We start from the raw sequence: 24,147 nt of genomic DNA, 5'->3' as shown, positions 1-24,147 counted from the left end.
TCGTTCTCTTCTTCCCGTATTTTCAGGTCCCCGCCCTATGGCTGCGCGTCGCGCTTCGTCTGTTTCCGATTCTCCCGTTCCCACTCAAGCGGGCTTGCTGCTCCATCCTCAATGGCTGGATTACCCTCGTCTGGAAGGTGTGGCTCGTCAGGTCGCCAAGAAAGCGCGTTTTCAGGACCGGGCAGGCATACGGCGCGTGTGGCTGAAAGCCTGGCGCTTGCCGCAGGACGCCGCCTTTTTCAATCAGATCATCGCTGCCGAACTGGGTTTGAAGGATGCGGACCAGCGTTTACAGTCCCAAGGTGTGCCCGAGGTCGTGATTCGTACCCTGCGCCTGCTGTATCAAATGAGCGTGGACAAGCTGGAGGCGGATGTTTATGAAGCCCTGCGTGAGCAACTGCTTGAACAGCGCGCTCAATTGGCCGGAGCGATAGCCTCCCAGTCTTTGCCTTTAAGCGAGAACTGGCCCGAAGCCGAGCGCGGCGCGCGCTTGCAGGCTTTGGTGCAGGCCTGGCAGTCCATGCCTTTGGCGCAGACCTATTTGTGGCAGTTACAGGCCGAACAGCGCGATCGCGAGCAACGCAGTCAGCGCTGGGAGCAGGCCCAAAAAGAACGTGAACAAGCGCGTCAAAAAGAACAAAACGACAAACAGCGCAAGTTCAATCAGGCCCAGGAGCGTTTGACAGCCTGGCTGAAAGAGCAAGGTTGCGAGCCGCAACGCATCACCCTGGAGGCCTTCGAGGGCCTGCAAGCCGGGGAACCTGCCCACTGGTTCATGACGGTGTATGGCCGCAATGCCAGTGCCGCTGTCCTGACCCAGGAGTTCAAGCTGGATGCCGAGCAGCAGGAGTTTCTGCTGCAGGCTCAAGCACAACGTCAGGAACGTCAGCGCGAGCAACGCCAGCAGCGTTGGGCCTGGGAGCAGGAGTGCATAGGCTCGGAAGAGACCATGGCCTTGCTGGGTATTACCCGGCAGGAGTACGAGCTGTGGCTGGCCGATCGCCGTTTGCCCAGTACCAAGCTGGAAGTGCGTGGCGGAGCCGCTGGCGGCCGTGACCGTGTTGCCCATCACCCGGATTTGCTGGTGGCCATTGACCAGAACCAGATTGAGCAATGGCGCGAGCAGCACGCCAGCACCCTGAGCAATCGTGAGCGTGCGCAGTACCAGCGAGCGGCTGACCGTGCGCGCACACAATGGCGTCAGCAACAAGTGCTGAACCAGATCAAGAAGCAAGAAGCGTGCGATTACGAAATTGACCCGGAAGATCCCTTGCGCCTGTGGTGGCATAAGGACTTGTGGCTGGCGGTGAATGTGCCCGTAGCGGGCGAGCGTCAGCACTGGCGCGCCAATGTTCGTATGCAGGCCGCCGTGCCTTTGCCACGTACCGGCTCGGAGCTGGATCGATTGCCCGCTCGTGTTTCGGTCTTGTTCAACACGGCAGCTCAAAACCGTCTGTCCCAGCGTCTGGAAGATTCGCTGGATGCGTTTTTGCAAACCCAGCGCCCCCTGATTGATGGCTCGTCCTTTCTGGAACTGGCCAAAGCCTTGCGCATGGCTCTGGAAGAGGGCATCGAGCAAAAGGAAATCGAGGCCGGGGATTTTGAAAAGCGTCTGCTCAATGGCCCGGTGCGCCGCATCCTGGAAAGTGTGGAGCAGCAGCGCGCTCAAGATTTGATGCGCCTGGGCGACTTCCCGGAAATGTTCAGCCTGGCCCGAGGCATCCGCCGCCATCTGGTGTTCCGCTTGGGCCCGACCAACTCGGGCAAGACGCATGAGGCCCTGGAAGCTTTGATGGAAGCCCGATCCGGCGTGTATCTGGCCCCGCTGCGACTGCTGGCCATGGAAGTGCGCGATCGCCTGATGAATGCTGGTATCCCCTGCAATCTGGTGACGGGCGAAGAGCGCGTGATGGTGCCCGGTGCCCAGCACACTGCCTGCACGGTCGAGATGATGGACCCCACGATGGAAGTGCGCGTGGCCGTCCTGGACGAGATTCAAATGTTGCAAGACGAGCAGCGCGGCTGGGCCTGGACGGCAGCCCTGGTCGGTGTTCCGGCCCGTACCCTGTTTGTCTGTGGTGATGCTTCCGTCCTGCGTCCGTGCGAGCGTCTGGTGCGTTCCATGGAAGAGACCATGGAGCTGGAATTTACCGAACGCAAAACCCCGCTGGAGGTCATGCCTTATCCGGTAGACCCGCCGCGAGCCACAGGCAAGCAAGGGCGTCAGGAAGCGCCGTGGCGGGGGCGCAAAGATCGTCAGCGTGAAGCTCAGGGCGTGTCCAAAGGTGATGCGGTGGTGGCCTTCACCCGTAAGGATGTCCTAACGCTAAGTGCTCGTTACCGCGCCCAAGGCTGGAAAGTCGCCACCATTTACGGCGCGCTGGCTCCGGAAGTGCGCCGCACCGAGTCCGAGCGCTTTTCCCAAGGCGAGGCCGATGTGCTGGTGGCCACCGATGCGATTGGTATGGGCCTGAACCTGCCGATTCGCCGCGTTTTGTTCTCTACGGTGCACAAGTTTGACGGCCGCTCCATGCGAGCCTTGAACGCAACCGAAGTGCGCCAGATTGCCGGACGGGCAGGCCGCTATGGCTTGTACCCCAAAGGCTATGTGGGGGCGATGGACAAGCAGGATCTGAACCATATTCGTACCCAATTGCAAAGCGACGCCCCCAGCGTGGATTTGCGCTTGCCCATTGCACCCAGCCCCGAGCACGTGCAGGCGCTGGCCTCTTTACTGGATAACAACAATATCGGCGCTGTGCTGCAGTACTTTGCGCAGAAAGTGGCTTCCGATAGCCCCTTGTTTCAGACAGCGGGTTTGAAAGACGCCATCGAGCTGGGCTTTTGTGTAGACCGCCTGGCTCCCAAGCTGGATTTGCGCGAGAAGTTCACCTTTGCCTGCGCGCCGGTGTCCGTGGATAAGGATACGGAGCTGGATTACTTCAAGCGTTGCCTGTCTGCCTATGTGGCACAACGCCCCATGGCCTTGCCACCGGCGCCGTCCTGGCTGAAATCCGCCAGCCCCTCCCGCCTGGAAGACGCCGAATTGCTCAGCAAGCAGATCAGCCTTTATGCCTGGTTCAGCATGAAGTTCCCGCAAGTGTTTGACCAAGGCCCGTGGTTGCCGGAAGTGCGCTCCCAGGTCAGCCGCTTTATTGAGCGCAGCCTGCTGCATCAAAGCGGTTTCGGACAGACTAGCCGCGAGGCTTTTGGTACGCCGTCGCCGGGCAGACGCTGATCTTTTTTTCAGACAAGTGGCTACCGGGCCAGCTAGCATCAAAGCGGCTTGGCTCGATCCGCTTTATATCGTTTGATACACTATGCCCCGTGCGGACGTGTCCGTACGGTCCGGTTAAGGGGTACCATGCCCCTATCCCTGCGCTGATTCTGGCGCCCTCCCTGTTTTCCAAAGCTATCTATGAATTACCGCAAGCTGACCTTGGTGTTGGCGGCGTTGGCGATGCTGGGGCCTTTTGCTACCGATGCCTATCTGCCGTCATTTCACCGTATCGGTGTTGAATTTTCCGTTGACCAGTCAATGGTTCAGCAGACCTTAAGTCTGTATCTGTTTGGTTTTGCCTTCATGAGCCTGTTCTGGGGTATGTTGTCCGACAGCTTCGGGCGGCGTCCCGTGATTCTGACCTCCCTGATCCTGTTCCTGATCGGGTCCGTGGGCTCGGCGCTGGCCCCCAGCTTTTCCTGGCTGTTGTTCTTCCGTTTGATCCAGGGCTGTTCGGCAGGTGCCGGACGTGTCGTCGGTCAGGCCCTGGCGCGCGACTGTGTACAAGGGGTGCAAGCCCAGCGCTTGTTTGCCCACATCACGATGGTCTTCAGTCTGGCCCCGGCGCTTGCACCGGTCATGGGCGGCTATTTAAGTAGTTATTCGGGCTGGCGCTCGGTGTTCTGGATGCTGACGGTGCTCAGTATTGCCCTGATTGCGCTGTGCTGGCGGCAACTGCCTGAAACCTTGCCCGTGGCCTCGCGCCAGCCCTTGAAGCTGTGGGTAATTCTGGCCAATTATGCACGCGCCCTGAGCAATGGCCGCTTCGTGCTGGCGATCTCCGCCATTGCCTGTGCGTTTGGCGGCTTTGCCTTGTACATTTCGTCGGCGGCCAGCTTTGTGATTGGTGTGCTGGGCCTGACAGAAACCGCCTTTGCCTGGCTGTTCCTGCCCTTTATTGGCGGTATGTTGGGTGGCTCTATTCTGAATGCCCGCTTTGCCGAGAAGCTGGCTCCGGCACGCATGATTCGTCTGGGCCTGTCCCTTATGCTGGCTGGCGCGGCGTTCAACACCGTGTACAACCTCCTGTTCCAGGCAGAAGTGCCGTGGGCCGTGATGCCGATTTTTGTGTACGCCTTTGGCATGTCCATGGCCTTGCCGGGCATGACGGTGGTGACCTTGGGCACCTTCCCCACCATGCGCGGCCTGGCTTCCTCGGTACAAAGTGCCTGGCAAATGCTTTTGTTCGCCACCGTTTCCGGTGTGGTGGCTCCGCTGCTGTTCGATAGCGGCTTGTTGTTGGCCTTGGGCATGTTGTCGGCGGCTGCCTTGTCGGCCGGATTCTGGTGGTGCAGCCAGTTCCGTTCCAAATCGACCGAGGCTTCCGCCTAAGCCCTATCAGGATCGGGTGCTGCTGTCAGCGCCAGCGCGTTGAGCCAGGCTTGGATTGTTTTCCTGAGCGCCACTGTGATCTGCAGTGGCGCTTTTGCTTTCAGCCGCCGCAGGCACGGAAGGCGTAAACCATTGCACCAAGCCCATACCAGCCAAAATCAGCAGCACGCCTAGAATGCGTCCCATATGTACCGGGCGTGGGGTCAGGCCCATCAAACCGTAGTGGTCGATCAGCATGGAGCTGAGCATTTGCCCGGCCACCACACAGACAATAAAGCTGGCGGCGCCCATGCGTGGCGTCAGAATCAGGGCGGCGCTGATGTAAATGACCCCGCCAACGCCACCCGTCCATACCCACCAGGGGGCATGCGCCAGTTGCGCGGTCAGGGGAGCGGGGGCGCGCATCAGCCAGATTGTGGGCAGCACCAGAGCCGCACTGATACAGAGCGACACCAGTGTGGCCCAGAGCGGATGCCCCAGGACCTTACCCAGAACGGCATTGCTGGCAGCTTGAAACGGCACGGCCGAACCGGCAAAGACAGCCACCAACATACTGAACAAAGCGGTACCGGGCATGAGCGTATCTCCATAAGAATCAAAGCTCTATCTTCCACTATTCGCGATTCTTATTGAAATTAATAGTGTGCACAGTCATTATTCGTTCTATGGATGAACTGCGCCGTATAGACCTGAATTTGATGCTGAGCCTGCATGCCTTGTTGACCGAGCAGCATGTGACGCGGGCTGCCCAGCGTCTGCATAAAAGCCAGCCTGCCGTAAGCCACGCCTTGGCGCATTTGCGCCAGGTGTTCAACGATCCCTTGCTGATACGCCGCGGTTCCCGCTTGGAGCTGACCGCGCTGGCCTTGCAGTTGCAGCGTCCTCTGGAGCAGGCTTTGCAGCAGCTCAATGGCCTGCTGGATGCGGGTGGCTTTGATCCAGCCAGTGAACAACGTGAATTTCGCTTGGCCATGTCGGATTACGGCGCGCAAATTGTCTTGCCACCGTTGATGCGCCGCCTGCGTCGTGACGCACCCGGTATTCGGTTGGCGGTCAGCCAGGCCAGCCGGGAAGCCATGCAGGGTCAGCTGCGGGATGGCGAGATTGATCTGGCCTTGAGCGTGTTCTCGGAAATTCCAGCCGGCTTGCAGGCGCAGACCTTGTTTGAGGAACACCTGATCTGCATTGCGGATCGGGCCAGTCTGAGCGGCGGGCAAGCCCCTGCTTTGGAAGAGTGGTTGCAGCGCCCGCATGTGTTGCTGGCCATGCGTCCGGGAGGGGAAAGTGAGGTCGACAACGTCCTGAATCGGCTCGGTCTTAAACGGCAGATTGCCTTGTCCTTGCCGCATTGGAGTGCGGCAGCCCAAGTCCTGGCGGGCACGGACCTGATTTTGACGGTGTCCAGCCGCAGTGCCGAGCACTTGCGCGAACAGGCTGAACTGGTGTTTTTCCAGCCTCCCCTGCCCATTCCCTCGGTCTTGTTTCAGCAAGTCTGGCATAGCCGTCGCCACGCGGACCCGGCTCATGCCTGGCTGCGCCAGCAGTTGATGCAGTGCTGTTAAAGCCAGTCTTTACTCTTTATGACGGGCTATGGCTTGACGATAGGGCCTGCAGTTTCCGACAATTTATGTTTACTTTTGAGTTCTCGTTTTTATCCGTTTAAACGGATGGATAAAACGTTTTGGATTGCGTTTGGCAGTCCCTGTGTAGTGCTTTTTGAATTGATTGTTGATGAACCCTGCTAATGCCTTGAATCTGGATGAAGACACCTTGCACAAGGAGGCACGAGCCTGGGTCAGCCGCCTGAAAACGTCCTCGCTGACCTCTCGTCAGGCTCGGGAGCTGCGCCGCTGGTGTGGGCGCAGTCCTTCTCATGCATCCGCTTTTGCGCACGCGCGCGAAATGTGGGATGCCATGCCCCAAGATCGTGAAGATTGGCTGCGCGAAGCCAAGTTGATGAAAAAACGTGGCCACCAGCCTTTGCGTCGCGCCCTGCTGGGCGGTTTGCTGCTGGGTGGTGGCCTGTATCTGGTCGCCAAGCCTCCTATGCAGTTGTGGCCTTCCTTGGCTGATTTGCGTGCTGACTATCGCACGGGTGCGGGCGAGCAGCGGCGCGTGCAGTTGCTGGACCATGTCTGGCTGGATATGAATACGCGCAGTCGCCTGAACGTCGGTGACGACCCGCATCTGGGTCGAATTGTGGCTTTGCTGGATGGGGAAGTGGAAGTGCGACAGTCCGAGCGCTCGGCCTCGGTGTGTACGGTGTTTGCGGGTGCTGGCTCCATTCAGACCTTTAATGGCCGTACCAATATCCGCTATCTGGATGGCAAAACCGAAGTCACCTGTTTGTCCGGCAGTGCGCAGGTGGATTTTGGTGGACAGGGATATCGGCTGGCTGCCGGTGAGCAACTTGTTTACGGTCGCCATGCGATCAGCTCGGTGCAGACAGTTGCGGCGGAGGATTTCCCGTCCTGGCGTCAGGGCCGTCTGACTTTTCATGAGCAGCCTTTGTCGCAGGTGCTGGCCGAGCTGAACCGCTATTGGTCAGGACATCTGATTTTGCGAGACGCCACGTTAGGCCCTGTCTTGGTCAGCTTTGCCGTCAGTCTGGATAACTTGCCTGAGGCGCTGGACATTTTGCAGCAGTTATATGGCGTGGCGGTGACGCGCTTGCCTGGCGGAATCGCGCTTTTGAGTCGTGCTTGATTGAAAAAAGCCCGCTTTGCAGCGGGCTTTTTCTTACTCCTGTGTCTGCTCGGGTTCCTGCAAGCGGCTGACGTGCACCGTTGCAATACGACGCTGGCTGACTTCGGTAATCTCGAAGCGCAAGCCGTCTGCTTCAACGACCGTCCCTACCGTGGGCAGGGAGTCCAGACGCTCCAGCAGGAAACCGGCCACGGAATTGAAGCTGCTGTCTTTCAAAAGCAGGTCGTCCGCTTCCACGGCTTGGGCCAGCAAGAGCAGGTCTATGCTGCCATCCACTTGCCACAGGTTGGGGCCAATCTGCTGAATGGCGGGTTGTTCGTCCTCGTCGGGGAACTCGCCGGCAATGGCCTCCAGAATGTCGATGGGGGTCAGCAGGCCTTCAATCGCGCCGTACTCGTCCGTTACCAGCACGAACTGGCCATTGGACTGCTTCAACATGGCAATTGCGCTGAGTACATCGGTGTGTTCGTGAACGATGATGGGTTCACGCAGATCCGGCCACAGTTTGACTTGCGGGTAGTCGTCCAGATCGGCCAGCAAATCCTTGGCGCGAGCCACACCCACCACCTGGTCCAGATCGCCCTGGCACACCGGCAAGAAGCTGTGTGGGGTGGAGCGCAGTTGCTGGCGCAAGGTATCGGCGGAGTCCTCGATATTGAGCCAGGTAATTTCCTGACGAGGCGTCATCAAGGAGCGAATCGGGCGTTCGGCCAGGCTGAGCACACCGCTGACCATATTGCGTTCTTCGGTGCGGAAAGCCTGCTTGTCCAGTTCCAGCTGACCATCGTTGCCGTTGTCGTCCTTGTCTTCATTCTTGCGGTTGCTCAGCATGCGCAGTACGGCTTCCGCGGTACGGTCACGCAAAGGACGGCGTGACTGCGAGCGCTGCAGGCTGCGGCGGGCAATCTGGTTGAAGAACTCGATCAGGATGGAGAAACCAATAGCCGCGTACAGATAGCCCTTGGGGATCTTGAAGCCCAGGCCTTCGGCGGTCAGCGTCAGACCAATCATCAGCAAGAAGCTCAAGCACAGCACCACCACGGTGGGGTGGTTGTTCACGAAAGTGGTCAGTGGCTTGGAAGCCCAGATCATCAGCGCAATCGAGATAATGACGGCTGCCATCATGACGGGCAGTTGATCCACCATCCCCACGGCAGTAATCACCGCGTCCAGCGAGAACACGGCATCCAGCACCACAATTTGGGCTACCACGACACCAAAGCTGGCATAGGCCTTGTTGGTGCTGGAGTGATGATCGCCACCTTCCAGACGCTCATGCAGTTCGCTGGTGGCCTTGAACAGCAGGAACAGACCGCCCAGCAGCAGGATCAGGTCGCGCCCGGAGAAGCTGAGCGGGCCAATGGAGAACAGTGGCGTGGTCAGGGTGACCAGCCAGGAGACGATAGTAAGCAGACCCAGGCGCATGATCAGCGCCAGCGACAGGCCGATCAGGCGAGCACGGTCGCGCTGATGCGGGGGCAGTTTATCGGCCAGAATCGCGATAAAGATCAGATTGTCGATGCCGAGAACAATCTCCAGCACCACCAGAGTTAATAAGCCGACCCAGATGCTGGGATCGAGTAGCCATTCCATGATGTTGTCCTGTTAGACAGATAAATAAGTGCAAAAAAGCAAAGAAGCAGGGCGCCGCGGCGCGTCAGGCGTCAGACGCGGGGCGGGCGGTGCTCCGGGGCAAATTCGCAGCAAATTGCTGGCAGGGAATAGGTCGGACAAGCCGATGGCCAGGCATGCAGCCAGAAAGACTGAACCGGGCAGGGCAAGGGGGTATCCGCGTGATCGGCGTACTGTTGCATGGGCGTGTGCGCCAAAATGGCGCTGAGCTGATGCAAAGGATGATTGGCGGATGAGACACGGCGTTCCGCAGACTCGGCTGCATCGGATTCGTGTTGAGCGAATAAAGCCGATTGACCACCTTGCACGGTTGCGTGGTAGTGGGAGCTGTAAGCCTGCAGGGGAAGAATAAGAAGCAAGACGACGACGAACCAGCGTCTCATAGTGTCTAAGGGAAGTCGATGACGGTTCAGTATATCGTATGCGGGCTGGCTCAATGCAAGTGTGCTGTGATGATGGTTGGTCAGGTTGGGGTGGCAGGGGCCGCCATCGGGGCGCGTGGCAGCTTGGAAATAGGAGAGGGAAAGCTCAGCCCAGGCAGCCAAACCGGCCCTGATCAAAGTCGGCAATTGCCTGGGTAATTTCCTGTTGTGTATTCATCACAAAAGAGCCGTAGGTCAAAACGGGCTCATCAATGGGCTCGCCGCCCAGCAACAGTAGCTGGGTGTCGCTTTGGGCGTTCAGCCGGACAGTCCGGCCTTCCAGGCTTAGCAGCACGACCTGAGCGGGGCGCACTCGCGTTTGCTGGTTCACTTGTACTTCGCCGTTTCGCACCAGCAAGCTGGTGTTCCAGCCCTCGGGCACCTGAAAACAGGCTTGATGCCCGGCCTTGATCTGTATGTCCCACAACAGGAGCGGGCTGTGATGCCGGGCCGCGCCGGGCTGCTCCCGGTATTGCCCGGCAATCACTCGTATCTGTCCGGCCTGATCGGGCAGGGCCAGAGCGGGAATGTCTGCGCTGGGCAGAGACTGCTGGCTGGGTGGCAGAGTTTTCGCACAAGCAGGCAGGTTGATCCATAGCTGCACCATTTCCCAGGTACCACCCTGACGGGCGAACGGCTCGGAGTGGCTGGCCTGATACAGCAGGCCGGAGGCCGCACTTAGCCATTGCACATCGCCCGGACCCAGAATGCCGCTATGACCGCTGGAGTCGCGATGCTCCAGCTCGCCCTGATACACCAGCGTGACGGTTTCAAAGCCGCGCTGCGGGGAGCCATGTACCTTGTGGCGACGGCTACGGGCCGGGTAGGGGGTGGGGACGGCGTAATTCAAGCGCAGAAAGGGGCTGTGCCGGTCCGCGTGGTCCTGATGGCTGAACAAGGTACGCGCCGCCAGGCCATCGTCACCCGCCAAAGAGGGGCATGGACTGAGGATGCTGGCGACCTTTTTCATGGCATGGGTTCCGATTGAAAGCGCATGCCTTCAAGGATAGGGGCGAAACCCCGCTATGATTAGCCCCCGCTATTGCAAAACTGTATTGCTTGGGCGGGCTGGACGAATGTGAGCAATTAGTAACCAAATTAACAAACGTAATCTTCCTGACCGCGCTAGCATTAGCGCACTTTGTTACGTAGAGAGTGGAATGGGGCAGGCTTTTCAGGCCTTGAGCGTCTGGCAGGTAATGGGCGTGGGCTTATTGTTCTTCGGCGGCATTTACGTGCTGTTTGCACTGGGCACCTTGGCGCTGACACATTGGCTTTTACCTGCCTTGGGTTGGGGACGCCCCCTGGACACGCGCCCTTTGCGTCCTGGCCAACTGCGCCGGGAACTGAAGCAATCCGGCACGGCCATTCTGATTTTTGGCACCGGCATGATTTTTCCCTGGGGCTTTTTGCAGCTGGACTGGGCGCATTTGACGCCTGATGCCAGCGCGACCCGCATTGTTCTGGAAATTCTGGCTCTGGTGATCTGGAACGACGTGCACTTCTGGATCAATCACCGTCTCTTGCATACCCGCTGGTTGCGCCGTTATCACGGCCCGCACCATTCTTCCGTTGTGGTGACGCCGTTCTCCACCTACAGTTTCCACCCGCTGGAGTCGATCATGCTGGGCAATGTGATTTTGCTGCCCATGGTCGTGCATGACTTCAGTTTCTGGTCGCTTTTGTCCGTGCCCTTGTTCAGCCTGTTTTTCAACAGTATCGGCCACTCCAATTACGACTTTTTCCCCAATGTTTCCAGCCGCCATTGGCTGGCGGCCAGCCGTCGTCACCAGCGCCATCACGCGCAGTACAACGGCAATTACGGTTTTCAATTCAGCTTTATGGATCGCCTGTTTGGCACACGCTTGCCCGATCGCCCCGAGGAGGCGCGGGGATGAGCGCTGCGTGGCGTTTGCGTCAGCCGCGCGATTGGCAAAGCCTGCTGTACCTGACGGCCTATCCTGTGCTGGTGGTCGTGCTGTGGCGGGGCGGCTTCTCCTGGATTCTGTACGGCTTGCTGCTGTTCCTGACGCTGGGCGTTGGCGTCATCAACCATAACCATCATCATCTGCGCATGTGGCGGGGGCGTATCCCCAACCGCTTGACGGATTTCTGGCTGACCTTGGTACAGGGCCACCCCGCTTGCGTGTTCTGGCCTGCGCATGGGCGCAATCATCACCGCTATAAACATGGTGAAAAAGATGTGGCCCGCACCTACCGTTTCTGGCGGGGCGATACCAACGACACGCTGGGCTGGCTGATGCACCCCTTTGAGGCCGTGCCTGCGCTGTACCCCACGATTTTTGGCTGGCTGGGCAGCTTGCGCCGTCATTGGCCGGGCGTCTGGGCCTATTGCATGGCGCAGTACGGCGTGTGGCTGGGAAGCTGGGCGCTGGCCCTGGCGCTGGACCCGGTAAAAGGCTTTTTGTACGTGATCCTGCCGCAGCTGCACGGTTTGCACTGGCTGCTGACCACGAATTATCTGCAACATGCCCATGCTGATGGCAGTCATGAGGGCCGTCATGGCGAGCAGCTAGCCTATGCCCGCAATTTCGAGGGCCTGGTCAATCCCTTGCTCTTTAATATCGGCCTGCATGTGGCCCACCATGAGCATTCTCGTGCGCACTGGTCCGAGCTGACCCGGCTGCACGACACCGAATACCGAGCCCGCACCCCGGACGCCTTGAACGAAGGGGGGCTGGTGCCTTATATGCTGCGTGTTTTTGTGCTGGGCCTGTTCATGCCCCGCTACCGCAGTCAATCCTTGAACGCCGTGGGCCAGACGGAGCGTCGGCGTGATTCCGTGTAATCAGGAGTATTTCTATGCCCGTGGCCTTTGAGCACGTTGTTATCCATCAGGCCCAGTGGTTTATGCCCGGAGAGCCGGTCGATAACACCGCAATGGATAACTTTATTGCCCCCTTGAATCGTATTTCGGGGCGCATCAAGCAGCGCATTCTGGCCGAGAACGGTATTCAGCAGCGCTACTACGCCATTGGTGAAGATGGCAGCACGCGCTGGAGCAATACGGCCATGGCCGCCAATGCCGTGCGTGCGTGCCTGGAGCAGGCGGGTTTGAGCATGGCGGATGTGAGCTTGCTGGCCAGCGGCTCCTCGGGCGGGGATTTGTTGATGCCCGGCTTTGCCAATGCCATTCAAGGTGAGTTGGCCGCTCCTCCCCTGGAGGTGCATTCGGTCCACGGAATTTGCGCCGCTGGCGTGACCGCCTTGCAGGCCGTTGCCCAGGGGATCGAGCTGGGGGCGCACCGTCACGGTATGGCCGTGGCCAGTGAAATGCCATCGCGCTTGTTCCGCCGATCGCGCTTTGCCTCGCAAGGCTATCAGGCGGACTTTGACTCACACTTCCTGCGCTGGATGTTGTCCGATGGTGCGGGCGCGGCCTTGTTAAGTCATCAAGATCAGGTTCTGCCCACAACGCAGCCCGGCGTCCGCCTGCGCCTGCGCTGGATTCATCAAAAATCCTTCTCGGGTGATTACCCGGTTTGCATGCAGCTGGGAGCAACGCGTGATTCCACCCGCAGCCATCTGGATTACGACTCCTGGGCCGAGGCCGAGCAAGACGGTGCCTTGTCCCTGCGCCAGGACATTCGCCTGCTGCCGCATCTGTTCGACATCGGCATACACGAATACGTAAAACTGGTGCGTGATGGCTGGGTAGACCCCGAGCGCATCAGCCATTTCCTGTGCCATTACTCCTCCGAAAAATTCATCCCCGTGGTGGCAGATTTGCTGGAACAGGCTGGCCTGGGCATTCCTGCCGAGCGCTGGTACAGCAATTTGCGCTGGCGCGGCAATACGGGCGCAGCGTCCATTCTGATCATGCTGGCCGAGTTCATGCGCGACCGGACCTTGACGCCCGGCGAGCAAATCCTGTGCTACGTGCCCGAGTCTGGCCGCTTCATGACGGCCTACATGCTGCTGGAAGTGGAAGCCTGCGATGCCCCCGCGGCGGCTGTGTCTTACCCGTCTGCCAAACAGTCGGCTCCGGCCTCGGTGGATCAGGTGGATATTGCCCCTCCGCATGACCCGGCCACAGCCCCGCAGGGTTTGCGCGATCTGCTGACGCAATTGGCGCCCATCTGGCACGACTATCGCTCCCAAGTGTGGCGTACGCCCTTGCTGCGCAGCCTGCACGACGGTTCGATCCGCATGCAAGATTATCAAAAGTGGATGGCAGACTGGATTCCCCAGGTACGTGAAGGCGCCAAGTGGATGCGCGAAGCGTGCGATTCCCTGTCGCCCACCTATGCCCCGCTGGCCGAGCTGATTCGCTTACACGCCGGCGAAGAGCAGGATGACTTCAAGATCCTGTTCGAGGACTATCAGCACGCTGGTGGCACCGCGACCGAGATCGAGCAACTGAGCCGTAACCCCGGCGGTCAGGCGCTGAACGCTTACTTGCATGCCCTGGCGGCCAGCCAGGACCCGATTGGTTTGCTGGGTGCGATTTACATTATTGAGGGCACCGGCCAGCGCATTGTTCCTGCCTTGTTACCGCTACTGAAATCCTCGCTGTCGCTCGAACCGAATATGTACCGTTTCCTGCACTACCATGGCATGAACGACGAGCATCATCTGGCCCGTTGGCTGGTGGCGGTGGAGCTGGCTCTGGATTGCGATGAAACAGGCCGCGCCGAGCAGATTATTATTGAAACCGCGCGTCGTACCGCCGCCCTGTACCTGATGCAGTTCCAATACGCGAAAGAGTTTTAAGTCATGGATCAAATCCCGGATTTTTTAAGCAAGCCGCATGACCCGCAGGACCCCAATCCTTGGCGGGCCTTGTATCTGGATCGCAGCACGCCCCTGCCTGATGAAGTGAAGCAGGCTTGGCTGGCCGACTCCAGCTCGTCGTCACGCCAGTACCTGCTGCCATTCCTGCGGCCATTGGCGCGCCTGATGATTATCGTGATTCAGGTCGTTAAAACCTTTTTGCCGCGTAAATGGTCGCATTCGGGGCTGTTGCATCGCATTCTGGTCTGGGGCTTGAAGCGCTTTGTCTCGCCACAGGCCAACTGGTTGATTCTGCGTCACTTCCATTTGGGATCACAGGTGCTGGCTTTTATCGCGGCCAATTCGCCCACCAAGGTGCCGACCACGCCGCTCACCCCCATGAACATCGACGAATTGCGCGATCACACCTTTGTGAAGCACGATTTGAATCTGTTCAATTTCGTGATCCGGCTCAATCAGACCTTGCGGGACAATAATCAGGAAATCGGCCCGCCGAAACGCGTGGATTTCTCCATGATCCAGCCCGTGCCTTTGGCGCTGGACGATATGCCGCAAGGCCCGCTGAACAAGATGGATCTGCAAAGCGCCATCGAACTGTTCACGCCCCTGTACCAGTTGCTGCTGACTGATAACGACTTCTGGCGTGCGGCCAATTCCCTGCAGCTGGACGAGACCATCGGGATTTACGCGGCCAAGATTTTGCAGGCACCCGAGCATTTGATTCTGGTGAACAATGGTCACCCCTTGGTGCCCATGTCGACCTTGCGGGCGGGTTACCGTTTGGTGCTGCACGGTCTGTCTACAGAGATGCTGCATAGCTTGCTCAATCAGATGAAGCAGGCGCAAGCGCAGGCAGAGAGAGCTCAAACACCGGATTTGGGGCAGGGCGATAGTTCGGTTTCTGCCGAGATGTAAAAACAAAAACGGCTCAATAGTGAGCCGTTTTTCTATTGGGCACATGGCCCATTTCCAACCATGCTGTTGGCTACTTTCTGAGACTTAGTTGCGCTTGGTATAGGCCATGTACAGCTCGTGAGCACGGGTTTCAATCGGGCCGCGGGCGTAGTGGCGATCGTCAATGCGATTGCAGTGCAGGACCTTGCCGTTATTGCCGGTGCTAAATACTTCATCGGCATCCAGTACGTCTTGTGGTGTCAGGCTGGCTTCACGTACCTCAATTCCGTCGTCGCGCAGCAGCTGCATGACACGCTGGCGGGTAATGCCGTTCAGGAAGGTGCCGTTCAGCGCCGGGGTCAGGGCGACGCCGTCACGCACAATCCATAGATTGGCAACAGCAAACTCGGCCACCTTGCCCTTGGAGTCCAGCACGATGGCGTTGTCAAAACCGCGTGCGCTGGCATCACGCAAAATACGCTGGGTGTTGGGATACAGGCAGGAGGCTTTGGCATCGGTAGGAGCCATGGACGGATCAGGGCGCAGGAATTCGCTGAAGGTCGCGCTAAAGCCGCTGTCAGCAGGCAGTGGGGATTCAAAAATATGAATGGCCAGTTGGGTGGTGGCCGGGTCGGGCAACAAGAAGCCGCCGGGTGCGAAATACAGTAGCTTGATGTAGTAGTCCGTAGTGTGAGACAGTTTTTTCAGGCCCTCGTGCACCAGGTCCACGGTTTGCTGCGGCGTTATCACGGGCTCCATGCCCAGGGTGAGGGCAGAACGGTTCAAGCGCTCGCAGTGCAGGTCCAGATCCGGAGTATGGCCTTGAATAGAACGGGCACCGTCAAAGACCGTGGTGGCCATCCAGAACGCATGGTCGGTCGCGCCAATCAAAGGTGCGCTGGTGCTATTCCATTGACCGTTGGACCACGTGATTTCATTTTTACTCATGGGGCTTTCCTCCTGGTTTTGTTGGGACGTAGTGGCAATTTATCTTGTCGTTGTACTATTTCCAACATACATAATAGAGAGCAAAAAACGACTTGAGGTGGTGTCAGCGTGCTATCTGATATTTACAAAACATATAATTGGACGCTGGCCGAGCTGCATGCTTTCTGCCTGATCTGTGAATGTCAGAACCTGAGTCAGGCCGCGCTGCGTATCGGGATCAGCCAGTCGGCTATTTCCCTGATGGTGCAACGTTGGCGACAGGCGCTGGGTGATCCTTTGTTTGTACGGGCGCGCTATGGTGTGGCACCCACGCAGATCGCCATTGCACTGCGCGAAAAACTGCAACCGTTGCTGGAAGAAGTGGGCATTGCCTTGACGCAAACCCAAGGCTTCAATCCTGCTCAGTCTACGCGTGTTTTCAAGGTCCATATGACGGATATTGGCCAGCTGGTTTTTTTGCCGGGGCTGAACAATTTTGTCGCCAAACACGCGCCAGGTATTCGCCTGGTCATCAAGAATCTGGGCTGGGAATCGCTGGAAAGTGGTTTGAGTTCGGGCGAGATTGATCTGGCGATTGGCTCTTTGCCCATGATTAAAGGGCGAGTGCATTCGCGCGTGTTCCGCCACGAGCGTTATGTGACGGCCATGCGCAAAGGCCATCCCCTGGCCAGAAATGAGCTGGATCTGGAAGCCTTTGTGGCGGCTGATCATCTGGCTATTGATGCCACCAGCAGCGGGCATTCTCTGGTGGAAAACGCCCTGCGCTCCCTGGACATGCGGCGCAATATCAGCCTGACGATTCCCCACTATCTGGCTGCGGAGCAGATTCTGGTCAACAGTAATTATTTGCTGACCGTGCCCAATGTGGCCGTCCTGTCTTTCCAGAACCCTGCCGCCTTGTGCATTGTGCCTACGCCGCTGGCTCTGCCCAGCTTTGATGTGCGCGTACATTGGCATGAGCGCAGTCGACAGGACGAAGGCGTGCGCTGGTTGCGCACGGCCATTTCGGATTTGTTCGGGCAGCGCTAAGCCTATTTGGTGATTAGGATGCGGTTTGCACAAGGGCTGCACACGGTTTGCGAAGGCCGTCGTTCAGCACCTTGCCCATTTGGCTATCAAGCAAATTTCAGCACGGCTTCCAGCTCGTGCTCCCCATAGGTGCCGCCTGTCAGCTCAAAGCCCAGTTTCGAGTAGAACGCTTCCGGGCTGCCTTCCCCCCGGCTATAGCCTAGCCTAATTTCCTTGTAGCCCTGGTACTTCAGATCATGGATCAGCAGTGCAATTGCTTTGCGCCCGAAACCCAGGTTTTGGAAGGGGGCTGCAATCATGAAACGCCATAAAAAGGCACCAGGATACAGAATGCCTTCGTCGTGGTCGGCACCGATATGCAGCATGATAAAGCCCACCAGGGTGTCATCGGCGTAGATGGCACGGAACCAGGCATTCTCGGAAAAGTGCGCCTCTGCAATGGAGGTGCCATTGTCGGCAATCATGCTTCGCTGTGCGGGAGACAGGGTCTCGCTTAGCTCACACACCTCGTAGACGGTTTGCGAGTTGATGCGACGAAAAGAGACGTTGGCGTCTTTGGAAACGGTTTGTTCACTCATATGAATTCAAGGTTTTATGTTCAGATAAAAGGCGGGCGGTTCAGGCGTGTTTGGACCCGTAGGTGATGCGTCGTAGCACCGCCTCCAAGGGGCCGCGCCCCCAGCGCTGGGCGATCAGACCTGTCAGGCTCATGGCCAGCAGAGCCAGGCCAATGGCGATCAATAACAGTGCGGCATTCCCAAAGGAATCAAACAGATCCAGGCCATAGCTGCTGAAAACAAGACCCGCCAAAATGCCTTGGCTGACATAGGCGCTCAGTGAATTGCGGCCCGCCTCAATCAGTACATTGGGCAGGCTGAGCCATTGTCCGCAACGCAGCAGCAGGTACAGATACACCGTGGCTAGCAAGGGCGCGCCGATGGCGATGCTGAACAGACCCGTCAGCCCCATCAAGTTTTCTTCGTTGGTCACGGAGGCGCTAAAGAAGTTGATCGCCAAAGCCAGTGGCAGGAGCCAGGGCAGGGCGCGCCCCAACTTTTGTTGGCCGGCGCTATGGGCTTCAAAGAAGTTGCTCTTGGCCGCGGCCAAGCCCATCAGCATGGCTCCAAAGGCCAATGGACCCTGGTACAGAAACAGGAAGGCAAAGGACTCCGGCCATTCGCTGATGCGTGCCAGCGTTGCCTCGGAGAAGGCACCGCCCAAGGAGTACACCGGGGCCATGTCTTCGCTACCGGCCAGCAGATAAGCGATCAGTGCCAGGCTGGCAATTTCTACCAGCACCATCAACAACGCCACCTTGATCAACCCGCGCGGGGAGAGCTTGCGTAGCGGCCAGATCAGCACACCCAGCACTGAGTAAAGCAGCAGGATATCGCCGGTAAAAACCAGCGTCGCGTGCAAGCAACCCAGCACGGCCAGGCCGAACATGCGGCGGAAGTAGCGGCTGCTGAGGGGGACGCCAGCACGTTCGGCAGAGCGTGCCTGGATTTCTATACCCCAGCCAAAAATCAGCGAGAACAGCAGGAAGAATTTGCCCTGAAACAGAAATTCGATCAGGAAGGCAGCCATGTGGTCATAGGAGGAGGATGTGGCTGTCGGGCCACTGTCGCTCAGTGCCAGATAGGGCAGGTTCACCACACAAATACCGATCAGGGCAGCGGTGCGAATCAGGTCGATGGAGGAGTTTCGAGAAGCCGTAGACATGGATGTTTATTGATTGAGCGCTTGTTCAATGCCATAATATTGAGCGCTTGCTCAATGTGTCAATAGGGAGGGAAGGTGATGAGTGAAAAAGAAGACAGTGCCACACGAATTCGACAGGCCGCGGTTGAGGTCCTGATGGAAGTTGGTGTTCGCGCCGCCACCACTCGCATGGTGACCGAACGGGCTGGAGTGGGCCGTGGACTGTTGAACCATTACTTTCGCTGGTCCGAATTGCGGGCCGAGGCTTGGGGCGAGATCTTCGATCAGCTCATGGAATGGGAGGCTGCGCAATCTGCAGACCCTCGGGTTCTGATGGAGGATTACCTGAAGACGGCCTTTGAAGAGCGCAATCGCATCTATTGGTTTTTGTGGATTGATGCCACTGATCTGGCCAAAACCGATGCAGCCCTGGCCGTGGTGACCACCCGCGTGCATAAAAGAATGCTGGAACAACTGGCCTCTTATCTGAGTCGGGGCACGGAGCAAGGTTTTTGGCAGGTACCCGATGCCCTGGGCACGGCACTGCGCTTATCTGCGATGTATGACGGCTTGGCCAATATGCTGTTGACCGATTTTACGGATCTGAGCCCTGCCCAGGCCGAACAGCATTTGCGACATTTATTTTTTCTGGAAACCCGGCCGACTTAGCCTGAATCCGTCGGCCTGCCTTAAGTAGTTTGATGATGGAAATCGATACTGATTACAAAACGCTATCCTCCCGCCATACCTCCGTGGGCCGGATTTTGGGTTTGTTCAAACCCTGGCGCATGCGCTTGTTTATGGTGGCCCTGCTGATTGCCTTTGGTGCAGTGATTGGCGTGGTGTCTCCTTTTTTGCTGCGCGAGATTATCGACACAGCTTTGCCGGACCAGGACTTTGGACTGCTGGTTTGGCTGGTGCTGGGCCTGCTGGGTATCAGTGCCTTGGGTGCCAGCATCAGTGTGTTGCAAACCATTTTGTCCACCAAGATCGGGCAGGCCATCATGCACGATTTGCGGGTCGGTTTGTATCGTCATCTGCAAAGCCTGTCGTTGGGCTTTTTCATTCGTACTCGTACAGGTGAAATTCAGTCCCGTATCGCCAATGATATTGGTGGCTTGCAGGCTGTGGTCAGCAACACAGCCACTGATTTGGCGCGTAACTTGAGCGTGGTGGTCACCACGGCCATTGCCATGTTGCTGTTGGACTGGCGCTTGGCTCTGTTCTCCTTTGCTGTCTTGCCGCCCTTGATCTGGCTGAGTAATAAGGTAGGGGAACTGCGCGAGCGTTTGACGCATGATCAGCAGGCTGGTCACGCGAATATGTCGGCGACAGTGCAAGAAACCTTGTCAGCTCCGGGCATCATTTTGTCCCGTACCTTGGCACAAGGCGGTTTTTTGACGCGGCGCTTTGCACAGGTCTCCTCGGAGGTAGCCCGACTGGAAGTGCGTGCGCACACGGCTGGTGAATGGCAATGGTCGCTGATCTATCTGTTTTTAAGTGCCTTGCCCGCTTTGACGCTGTTGCTGGGTGGCTGGCTGATCGGCCAGGGGATGGTGGTCACCATCGGAACCCTGGTTGCCCTGATTGCCTTGCAGGAGCAGTTGATGTGGCCGTTGGAAGAACTGCTGCAAAGCGGGGTGCGTCTGCGCACTACCCGAGCGCTGTTCACCCGGATTTTTGAGTACATGGATACGCCGCCCGAGTTGACAGAGCCTGCCCAGCCCCGTCCTTTCCCGGCTACGGGACCGCGAGGTCATGTGCGGCTCAAAGGAGTGAGCTACCGCTATCAATCCGAGACCGCTACCTTGTCCGACATCAATATGGATATTCCTGCGGGCAGTCATGTGGCGATTGTGGGACCGACAGGCGCTGGTAAAACTACCCTGGGTTACTTGTTGGCGCGTCTGGCCGACCCGAATCAAGGCAGCATCACGATTGATGGTATTGATCTGCGCCAGATGAGTTTCGAGCAGTTGGCCAGTGTGCTGGGCGTGGTGAATCAGGAGCCCTTTTTGTTGAATGCCAGCATTGCGGAGAATTTGCGTTTTGCACGGCCTGAGGCAAGTGATGAGGAGCTGCTGGCCGCAGCCAAAACCGCGCAGATTCATGACTTCATCATGTCCTTGCCGCAGGCGTATGAAACTACGGTGGGCGAGCGAGGGTATCGTTTTTCCGGGGGCGAAAAACAGCGCTTGGCTCTGGCTCGTACCATTCTGCGCAACCCGCCCGTTCTCTTGCTGGATGAGGCCACTAGTGCGCTGGATAACACCACGGAAAATGCCATGTCAGCCGCCTTGGCCAAAATGGCGGAAACTCGTACCGTTATTTCGATTGCGCACCGCCTGTCTACCGTCCGTCATGCCGACCGCATTTTTGTGCTCAAGGCGGGCAGGCTGGTTGAGCAGGGTAGCCATCAGGAACTGGCTGCGCTGGACGGTGTGTATGCCCAACTTTTGAAAGCCGGTCAGTCCATGTGAGGTGGACGTGGAAAAGTTGAAAGTCGTATCAAGGAGAATTTGTGTGAATCGCGAGAACAGGACCGTGTCTGCATCGGCACTAAGCAAAATCACCACCTTCGAGGATGGCGACCCCAATGAGAACCCCTGGGTGGCAGGCGAGCCTAAAGCAGAGCTGATCGAGGTTCAGGACTACGACGCGAACTGGCCGGTGCTGTATCAGCGCTTGAGTCAGGAAATTCAGGCGGCCCTGGGCAATAAGGCCCTGACTATTGCGCATGTGGGCTCGACCGCGGTGCTCGGCCTGCCTGCCAAGCCTGTGATTGATATTGATGTGCTGGTGGCCGACCCGGAGCAGGAAGAGGACTATGTTCCTGCGTTGAATGCCTTGGGTTATGAGTTGAGCATACGTGAGCGCTCCTGGTATCAGCACCGCATGCTGCGTCAGGAAGAGCCGCGTGTGAATCTGCATGTGTTCGGCCCGGATTGCCCTGAGCATATTCGCCATATCCTGTTTCGGGACTGGCTGGGTACGCATCCCGAGGATTTGCAGCGCTATGCCCAGGCCAAAATGCAGGCTAAAGAAGGGGCTGGCAGTGTGCGGGATTACAACCAGCGAAAGCAGGCAGTAGTGCGGAATATTTATCAAAAGATTTTTGCATCGCAGGGACTGTCGTCTTGAGCCTGGCCGGTGTTCTTGCCCCGGCTGCAGCCTTGACGTACCTACCGCTGACATCAGTGTCTTGCTTGCCAGCTAACACTTTACAAACAGGATGAGCCCCATGAGGATTCGTCATTCGCGCCCGGAGGACGGGCAACGTGCGGTTGAAATCTGGCGCAAGGCCGTGGATGCCACGCACGATTTTTTATCCGTTCAGGATCGTCAGGAAATTGATGTCATGGTCTGCGGGTTTCTGCCCCAGGTCAGTTTATGGCTGGCGGTGGATGAGACGGATTACCCGCTGGCCTTCATGCTGCTTGAGCAGGGCCATATGCAGGCCTTGTTTGTGGACCCGGACAGCCGGGGTATGGGTGTGGGCAAGGCCTTGGTGCTGCACGGCTTGAGCCTGCATCCCAGCATGACCACTGATGTGAATGAACAGAATGAGCAGGCTGTAGGCTTTTACGAAAAAATGGGCTTCAAGCGTATTGGACGCTCGCCCGTGGATGATCAGGGCAAGCCTTACCCGCTGATTCACCTGCAGTATCAGGTCTGATGGGCATCACGGTTTGATTCGTTTGGCTTGATCCCTCCCTCCGTTTTTATCGACTGTTTTCAGCAAGGTTTTTAAGTATGAGTTTTCCTCTTGCCTGGCAAACCCGACTGGCTGCCGCCAAGGTACAACGTCAAACCATTGGGGAGTCCGGGGCTGATGTCTGGCGTCTGGACTGGCCGGATGGCTCCTGCCAGTTTGTGAAGGCGGAGGACGATCTGCCTTTGGCCGAGCTGCCCGATGAAATTGAGCGCTTGCGCTGGATGCATACGCAAGGTCTGCCTTGCCCAGAGGTGCTGGATACCTTGTTGGCGCAAAGCCGCCATTGGCTGCTGATGAGTGCTGTTCCTGGGCGCGATCTGGCCTGCACTGAAGGCCTGTCTCCCCAGCAAACCGTGGAGTTACTGGCTTCGTCCTTGCAAAGCCTGCATCGCTTGCCACTGGAGTCCTGCCCCTTCGATCATCGCCTGGAGCATCGGTTGGCCGATGCACGTGCCAGGGCGGAAGCGGGCCTGATTGATGAAGAAGATTTTGACGATGAGCGTCAGGGCATGCCGGTTCAAAACCTATTGGACGAACTGTATGCCAGCCGCCCAGGACAAGAAGATCTAGTGGTCACCCATGGCGATGCCTGCTTGCCCAACTTCATGGTGCATCAAGGGCAGTTCAGCGGTTTTATCGACTGCGGACGTTTGGGCGTGGCGGATCGTTATCAGGATCTGGCGCTGACGGCGCGCAGCATAGAACGCAATTTGGGCAAGGAGTGGCTAGCGCCTTTCTTTGCCTTGTACGGCGTGGAAATGGATGCCGAGCGCATCGCTTTCTTCTGCCTGTTGGATGAGTTTTTTTGAACCCGACTGGTCGTTGTCTCCCAAGGTCAGCCACTATTGGCAAATCGGCTTTGCACGCTGCATTTCTTGGAGCAGCAGTGCAGAGCTTGTGCTGCCTGATGAGAAGTTCTGTCGGGCAAAACCAGCGCCGTTTCGGACGCTGGCAATGTGATCTTAGGCGCAGATAAAATTCAGCTCGCCGATCCCTTGAATGGCCGCCTGAATTCGGTCGCCGGGGGCGGCATACAGCATGGGTAAACAGGTGCCCGTAATGATGACCTGCCCTTTTTGCAGCCCGCCAAGGTGGTGGCTGCCCTGATTAGCCAGCCAGATGAGCAGTCGTGTCAGCTCACCCGCCGGATTCTGGTTCGGCCCTTGCAGCAAGGGTTGCTGCCCCACTTGCAGGCGTGCCCATGCAGGTTGTAGCAATGTCATATCCTGCGCGGCGACGCCTTGCGGCTGATAGACCAGCGCACCGTGGCTAGCCAGATCGGCCAGGGTGGATAGACGGCCTACGGTGTCACGCTGCGCAAAGCGGGATTCCACAATTTCGACGGCTACACAGATCTGGCTGACCGCCTGCCAGATTTGTTCCATGGAATACGGTGCCTGGCCGGGCGGTAAGTCCTGACCCAGAACCAGGCCGATTTCCACTTCTATGCCGCGCAAGGACAGCTCCTTGCTGGATGGTACATCCGGGCTGGCGTAACGAGAACGCTGGGGCAGGGGGGCGCAGGTGGGCGGGGCCACGCTATTGGCCGCGCCGACTTTCCAGCCTCCTATGGGGCCCAGGGTTTTCATTTGCACGGCCTGGACGCGATAGGCCTGATCAAAAGACACAGGTCGCAGCGCGTCGGGCCAGTCTTCGATGGGACGGTGTTCTTGGCGGGCCTGGAGCAGACGTTGTGCCGTCGCCAGGCAGTCGGTTTGCAGTGTGGTGCTCAT

Annotated in this window: 22 protein-coding genes; 14 read left to right on the top strand and 8 right to left on the bottom strand. The window is 58.0% G+C overall.

Annotated elements, in window-relative coordinates:
• Positions 1 to 37 precede the first annotated feature (37 nt).
• Together D0C27_RS19510 and D0C27_RS09200 are read left to right on the top strand one after the other, a co-directional pair.
• Positions 38 to 3,238, top strand: a complete 3,201-nt coding sequence (locus D0C27_RS19510; RefSeq protein ID WP_240688339.1) for an SUV3 family DEAD/DEAH box RNA helicase — start codon at positions 38 to 40, stop codon at positions 3,236 to 3,238.
• Positions 3,239 to 3,418: 180 nt separating this feature from the next.
• The gene (locus D0C27_RS09200) at positions 3,419 to 4,612 is read left to right on the top strand and encodes a multidrug effflux MFS transporter (protein WP_137430829.1); all 1,194 of its coding nucleotides are present in this window, start codon (positions 3,419 to 3,421) and stop codon (positions 4,610 to 4,612) included.
• Positions 4,613 to 4,618: 6 nt separating this feature from the next.
• Here D0C27_RS09200 and D0C27_RS09195 read toward each other — a convergent pair whose 3' ends face one another.
• Positions 4,619 to 5,188, bottom strand: coding sequence for a DMT family transporter (locus D0C27_RS09195; protein ID WP_137430828.1), 570 nt, complete (start codon positions 5,186 to 5,188; stop codon positions 4,619 to 4,621).
• Positions 5,189 to 5,277: 89 nt separating this feature from the next.
• Between D0C27_RS09195 and D0C27_RS09190 the strand changes: the two genes are divergently transcribed.
• Positions 5,278 to 6,174 (top strand): LysR family transcriptional regulator, encoded by an 897-nt coding sequence (locus tag D0C27_RS09190; protein ID WP_137430827.1) that lies wholly within the window; start codon positions 5,278 to 5,280, stop codon positions 6,172 to 6,174.
• A 169-nt stretch (positions 6,175 to 6,343) separates the two neighbouring features.
• Positions 6,344 to 7,318, top strand: coding sequence for a FecR family protein (locus D0C27_RS09185; protein ID WP_060186126.1), 975 nt, complete (start codon positions 6,344 to 6,346; stop codon positions 7,316 to 7,318).
• A gap of 33 nt (positions 7,319 to 7,351) precedes the next feature.
• Here D0C27_RS09185 and D0C27_RS09180 read toward each other — a convergent pair whose 3' ends face one another.
• From D0C27_RS09180 to D0C27_RS09170, 3 genes are all read right to left on the bottom strand, one after another.
• Positions 7,352 to 8,911: a TerC family protein gene (locus D0C27_RS09180; RefSeq protein ID WP_115635307.1), complete on the bottom strand. Its 1,560-nt coding sequence runs from the start codon at positions 8,909 to 8,911 to the stop codon at positions 7,352 to 7,354.
• Positions 8,912 to 8,982: 71 nt separating this feature from the next.
• Positions 8,983 to 9,333, bottom strand: coding sequence for a hypothetical protein (locus D0C27_RS09175; protein WP_035268424.1), 351 nt, complete (start codon positions 9,331 to 9,333; stop codon positions 8,983 to 8,985).
• 145 nt (positions 9,334 to 9,478) lie between these two features.
• Positions 9,479 to 10,342, bottom strand: a complete 864-nt coding sequence (locus D0C27_RS09170; RefSeq protein WP_137430826.1) for a pirin family protein — start codon at positions 10,340 to 10,342, stop codon at positions 9,479 to 9,481.
• Positions 10,343 to 10,532: 190 nt separating this feature from the next.
• On the opposite strand from D0C27_RS09170, the gene D0C27_RS09165 reads away from it, so the two are divergent.
• The 4 genes from D0C27_RS09165 to D0C27_RS09150 are packed head-to-tail and all read left to right on the top strand — an operon-like array spanning position 10,533 to position 15,042.
• Positions 10,533 to 11,270 carry a sterol desaturase family protein gene (locus D0C27_RS09165; protein ID WP_137430825.1) on the top strand — a complete coding sequence of 246 codons (738 nt, stop codon included), beginning with the start codon at positions 10,533 to 10,535 and terminating at the stop codon, positions 11,268 to 11,270.
• On the top strand, positions 11,267 to 12,181 hold the full coding sequence (locus D0C27_RS09160) for a fatty acid desaturase (RefSeq protein WP_137430824.1): 915 nt from the start codon (positions 11,267 to 11,269) through the stop codon (positions 12,179 to 12,181). The genes D0C27_RS09165 and D0C27_RS09160 overlap by 4 nt, the downstream gene beginning before the upstream one ends.
• Positions 12,182 to 12,195: 14 nt before the next feature.
• Complete coding sequence (locus tag D0C27_RS09155; protein ID WP_137430823.1) at positions 12,196 to 14,106, top strand: beta-ketoacyl-ACP synthase III; 1,911 nt, start codon at positions 12,196 to 12,198, stop codon at positions 14,104 to 14,106.
• A gap of 3 nt (positions 14,107 to 14,109) precedes the next feature.
• On the top strand, positions 14,110 to 15,042 hold the full coding sequence (locus D0C27_RS09150) for a DUF6999 family protein (RefSeq protein WP_137430822.1): 933 nt from the start codon (positions 14,110 to 14,112) through the stop codon (positions 15,040 to 15,042).
• An 84-nt stretch (positions 15,043 to 15,126) separates the two neighbouring features.
• On the opposite strand, the gene D0C27_RS09145 is transcribed toward D0C27_RS09150, so the two are convergent.
• Positions 15,127 to 15,969 (bottom strand): branched-chain amino acid aminotransferase, encoded by an 843-nt coding sequence (locus D0C27_RS09145; RefSeq protein WP_137430821.1) that lies wholly within the window; start codon positions 15,967 to 15,969, stop codon positions 15,127 to 15,129.
• A 108-nt stretch (positions 15,970 to 16,077) separates the two neighbouring features.
• Between D0C27_RS09145 and D0C27_RS09140 the strand changes: the two genes are divergently transcribed.
• Positions 16,078 to 16,998, top strand: a complete 921-nt coding sequence (locus D0C27_RS09140; RefSeq protein WP_137430820.1) for a LysR family transcriptional regulator — start codon at positions 16,078 to 16,080, stop codon at positions 16,996 to 16,998.
• 86 nt (positions 16,999 to 17,084) lie between these two features.
• Here D0C27_RS09140 and D0C27_RS09135 read toward each other — a convergent pair whose 3' ends face one another.
• Both D0C27_RS09135 and D0C27_RS09130 read right to left on the bottom strand, forming a co-directional pair.
• Positions 17,085 to 17,576 carry a GNAT family N-acetyltransferase gene (locus D0C27_RS09135; protein ID WP_137430819.1) on the bottom strand — a complete coding sequence of 164 codons (492 nt, stop codon included), beginning with the start codon at positions 17,574 to 17,576 and terminating at the stop codon, positions 17,085 to 17,087.
• A gap of 40 nt (positions 17,577 to 17,616) precedes the next feature.
• Positions 17,617 to 18,720 carry a DUF418 domain-containing protein gene (locus tag D0C27_RS09130; protein WP_137430818.1) on the bottom strand — a complete coding sequence of 368 codons (1,104 nt, stop codon included), beginning with the start codon at positions 18,718 to 18,720 and terminating at the stop codon, positions 17,617 to 17,619.
• A gap of 78 nt (positions 18,721 to 18,798) precedes the next feature.
• Here D0C27_RS09130 and D0C27_RS09125 point away from each other — a divergent pair, with 78 nt between their 5' ends.
• The 5 genes from D0C27_RS09125 (at position 18,799) to D0C27_RS09105 (ending at position 23,223) form a co-directional block, all read left to right on the top strand.
• The gene (locus D0C27_RS09125) at positions 18,799 to 19,368 is read left to right on the top strand and encodes a TetR/AcrR family transcriptional regulator (RefSeq protein ID WP_137430817.1); all 570 of its coding nucleotides are present in this window, start codon (positions 18,799 to 18,801) and stop codon (positions 19,366 to 19,368) included.
• Between the two features lie 35 nt (positions 19,369 to 19,403).
• On the top strand, positions 19,404 to 21,179 hold the full coding sequence (locus tag D0C27_RS09120) for an ABC transporter ATP-binding protein (RefSeq protein WP_205717088.1): 1,776 nt from the start codon (positions 19,404 to 19,406) through the stop codon (positions 21,177 to 21,179).
• Positions 21,180 to 21,222: 43 nt separating this feature from the next.
• Positions 21,223 to 21,840 (top strand): GrpB family protein, encoded by a 618-nt coding sequence (locus tag D0C27_RS09115; protein WP_035268397.1) that lies wholly within the window; start codon positions 21,223 to 21,225, stop codon positions 21,838 to 21,840.
• 100 nt (positions 21,841 to 21,940) lie between these two features.
• A complete protein-coding gene (locus D0C27_RS09110) occupies positions 21,941 to 22,375 on the top strand; it encodes an acetyltransferase (RefSeq protein WP_137430815.1) in 435 nt (144 codons plus the stop codon).
• Between the two features lie 77 nt (positions 22,376 to 22,452).
• Positions 22,453 to 23,223 carry an APH(3')-II family aminoglycoside O-phosphotransferase gene (locus D0C27_RS09105; RefSeq protein WP_137430814.1) on the top strand — a complete coding sequence of 257 codons (771 nt, stop codon included), beginning with the start codon at positions 22,453 to 22,455 and terminating at the stop codon, positions 23,221 to 23,223.
• Between the two features lie 153 nt (positions 23,224 to 23,376).
• Here D0C27_RS09105 and D0C27_RS09100 read toward each other — a convergent pair whose 3' ends face one another.
• Entirely contained in the window at positions 23,377 to 24,147 is a 771-nt protein-coding gene (locus D0C27_RS09100; RefSeq protein WP_137430813.1) for a 2-keto-4-pentenoate hydratase, read from the bottom strand.

The sequence above is a fragment of the Alcaligenes faecalis genome, from assembly GCF_005311025.1.
Taxonomy (GTDB): domain Bacteria; phylum Pseudomonadota; class Gammaproteobacteria; order Burkholderiales; family Burkholderiaceae_B; genus Alcaligenes; species Alcaligenes phenolicus.
This window is presented reverse-complemented; position numbering and strand designations above follow the sequence as displayed.

What these genes read in the sequence shown, in the direction of transcription:
- D0C27_RS19510 (WP_240688339.1), top strand. Translation starts at nt 38, where the DNA reads ATGGCTGCGCGTCGCGCTTCGTCTGTTTCCGATTCTCCCGTTCCCACT.
- D0C27_RS09200 (WP_137430829.1), top strand. Translation starts at nt 3,419, where the DNA reads ATGAATTACCGCAAGCTGACCTTGGTGTTGGCGGCGTTGGCGATGCTG.
- D0C27_RS09195 (WP_137430828.1), bottom strand. Translation starts at nt 5,188, where the DNA reads ATGCCCGGTACCGCTTTGTTCAGTATGTTGGTGGCTGTCTTTGCCGGT.
- D0C27_RS09190 (WP_137430827.1), top strand. Translation starts at nt 5,278, where the DNA reads ATGGATGAACTGCGCCGTATAGACCTGAATTTGATGCTGAGCCTGCAT.
- D0C27_RS09185 (WP_060186126.1), top strand. Translation starts at nt 6,344, where the DNA reads ATGAACCCTGCTAATGCCTTGAATCTGGATGAAGACACCTTGCACAAG.
- D0C27_RS09180 (WP_115635307.1), bottom strand. Translation starts at nt 8,911, where the DNA reads ATGGAATGGCTACTCGATCCCAGCATCTGGGTCGGCTTATTAACTCTG.
- D0C27_RS09175 (WP_035268424.1), bottom strand. Translation starts at nt 9,333, where the DNA reads ATGAGACGCTGGTTCGTCGTCGTCTTGCTTCTTATTCTTCCCCTGCAG.
- D0C27_RS09170 (WP_137430826.1), bottom strand. Translation starts at nt 10,342, where the DNA reads ATGAAAAAGGTCGCCAGCATCCTCAGTCCATGCCCCTCTTTGGCGGGT.
- D0C27_RS09165 (WP_137430825.1), top strand. Translation starts at nt 10,533, where the DNA reads ATGGGGCAGGCTTTTCAGGCCTTGAGCGTCTGGCAGGTAATGGGCGTG.
- D0C27_RS09160 (WP_137430824.1), top strand. Translation starts at nt 11,267, where the DNA reads ATGAGCGCTGCGTGGCGTTTGCGTCAGCCGCGCGATTGGCAAAGCCTG.
- D0C27_RS09155 (WP_137430823.1), top strand. Translation starts at nt 12,196, where the DNA reads ATGCCCGTGGCCTTTGAGCACGTTGTTATCCATCAGGCCCAGTGGTTT.
- D0C27_RS09150 (WP_137430822.1), top strand. Translation starts at nt 14,110, where the DNA reads ATGGATCAAATCCCGGATTTTTTAAGCAAGCCGCATGACCCGCAGGAC.
- D0C27_RS09145 (WP_137430821.1), bottom strand. Translation starts at nt 15,969, where the DNA reads ATGAGTAAAAATGAAATCACGTGGTCCAACGGTCAATGGAATAGCACC.
- D0C27_RS09135 (WP_137430819.1), bottom strand. Translation starts at nt 17,576, where the DNA reads ATGAGTGAACAAACCGTTTCCAAAGACGCCAACGTCTCTTTTCGTCGC.
- D0C27_RS09130 (WP_137430818.1), bottom strand. Translation starts at nt 18,720, where the DNA reads ATGTCTACGGCTTCTCGAAACTCCTCCATCGACCTGATTCGCACCGCT.
- D0C27_RS09125 (WP_137430817.1), top strand. Translation starts at nt 18,799, where the DNA reads ATGAGTGAAAAAGAAGACAGTGCCACACGAATTCGACAGGCCGCGGTT.
- D0C27_RS09120 (WP_205717088.1), top strand. Translation starts at nt 19,404, where the DNA reads ATGGAAATCGATACTGATTACAAAACGCTATCCTCCCGCCATACCTCC.
- D0C27_RS09110 (WP_137430815.1), top strand. Translation starts at nt 21,941, where the DNA reads ATGAGGATTCGTCATTCGCGCCCGGAGGACGGGCAACGTGCGGTTGAA.
- D0C27_RS09105 (WP_137430814.1), top strand. Translation starts at nt 22,453, where the DNA reads ATGAGTTTTCCTCTTGCCTGGCAAACCCGACTGGCTGCCGCCAAGGTA.
- D0C27_RS09100 (WP_137430813.1), bottom strand. Translation starts at nt 24,147, where the DNA reads ATGAGCACCACACTGCAAACCGACTGCCTGGCGACGGCACAACGTCTG.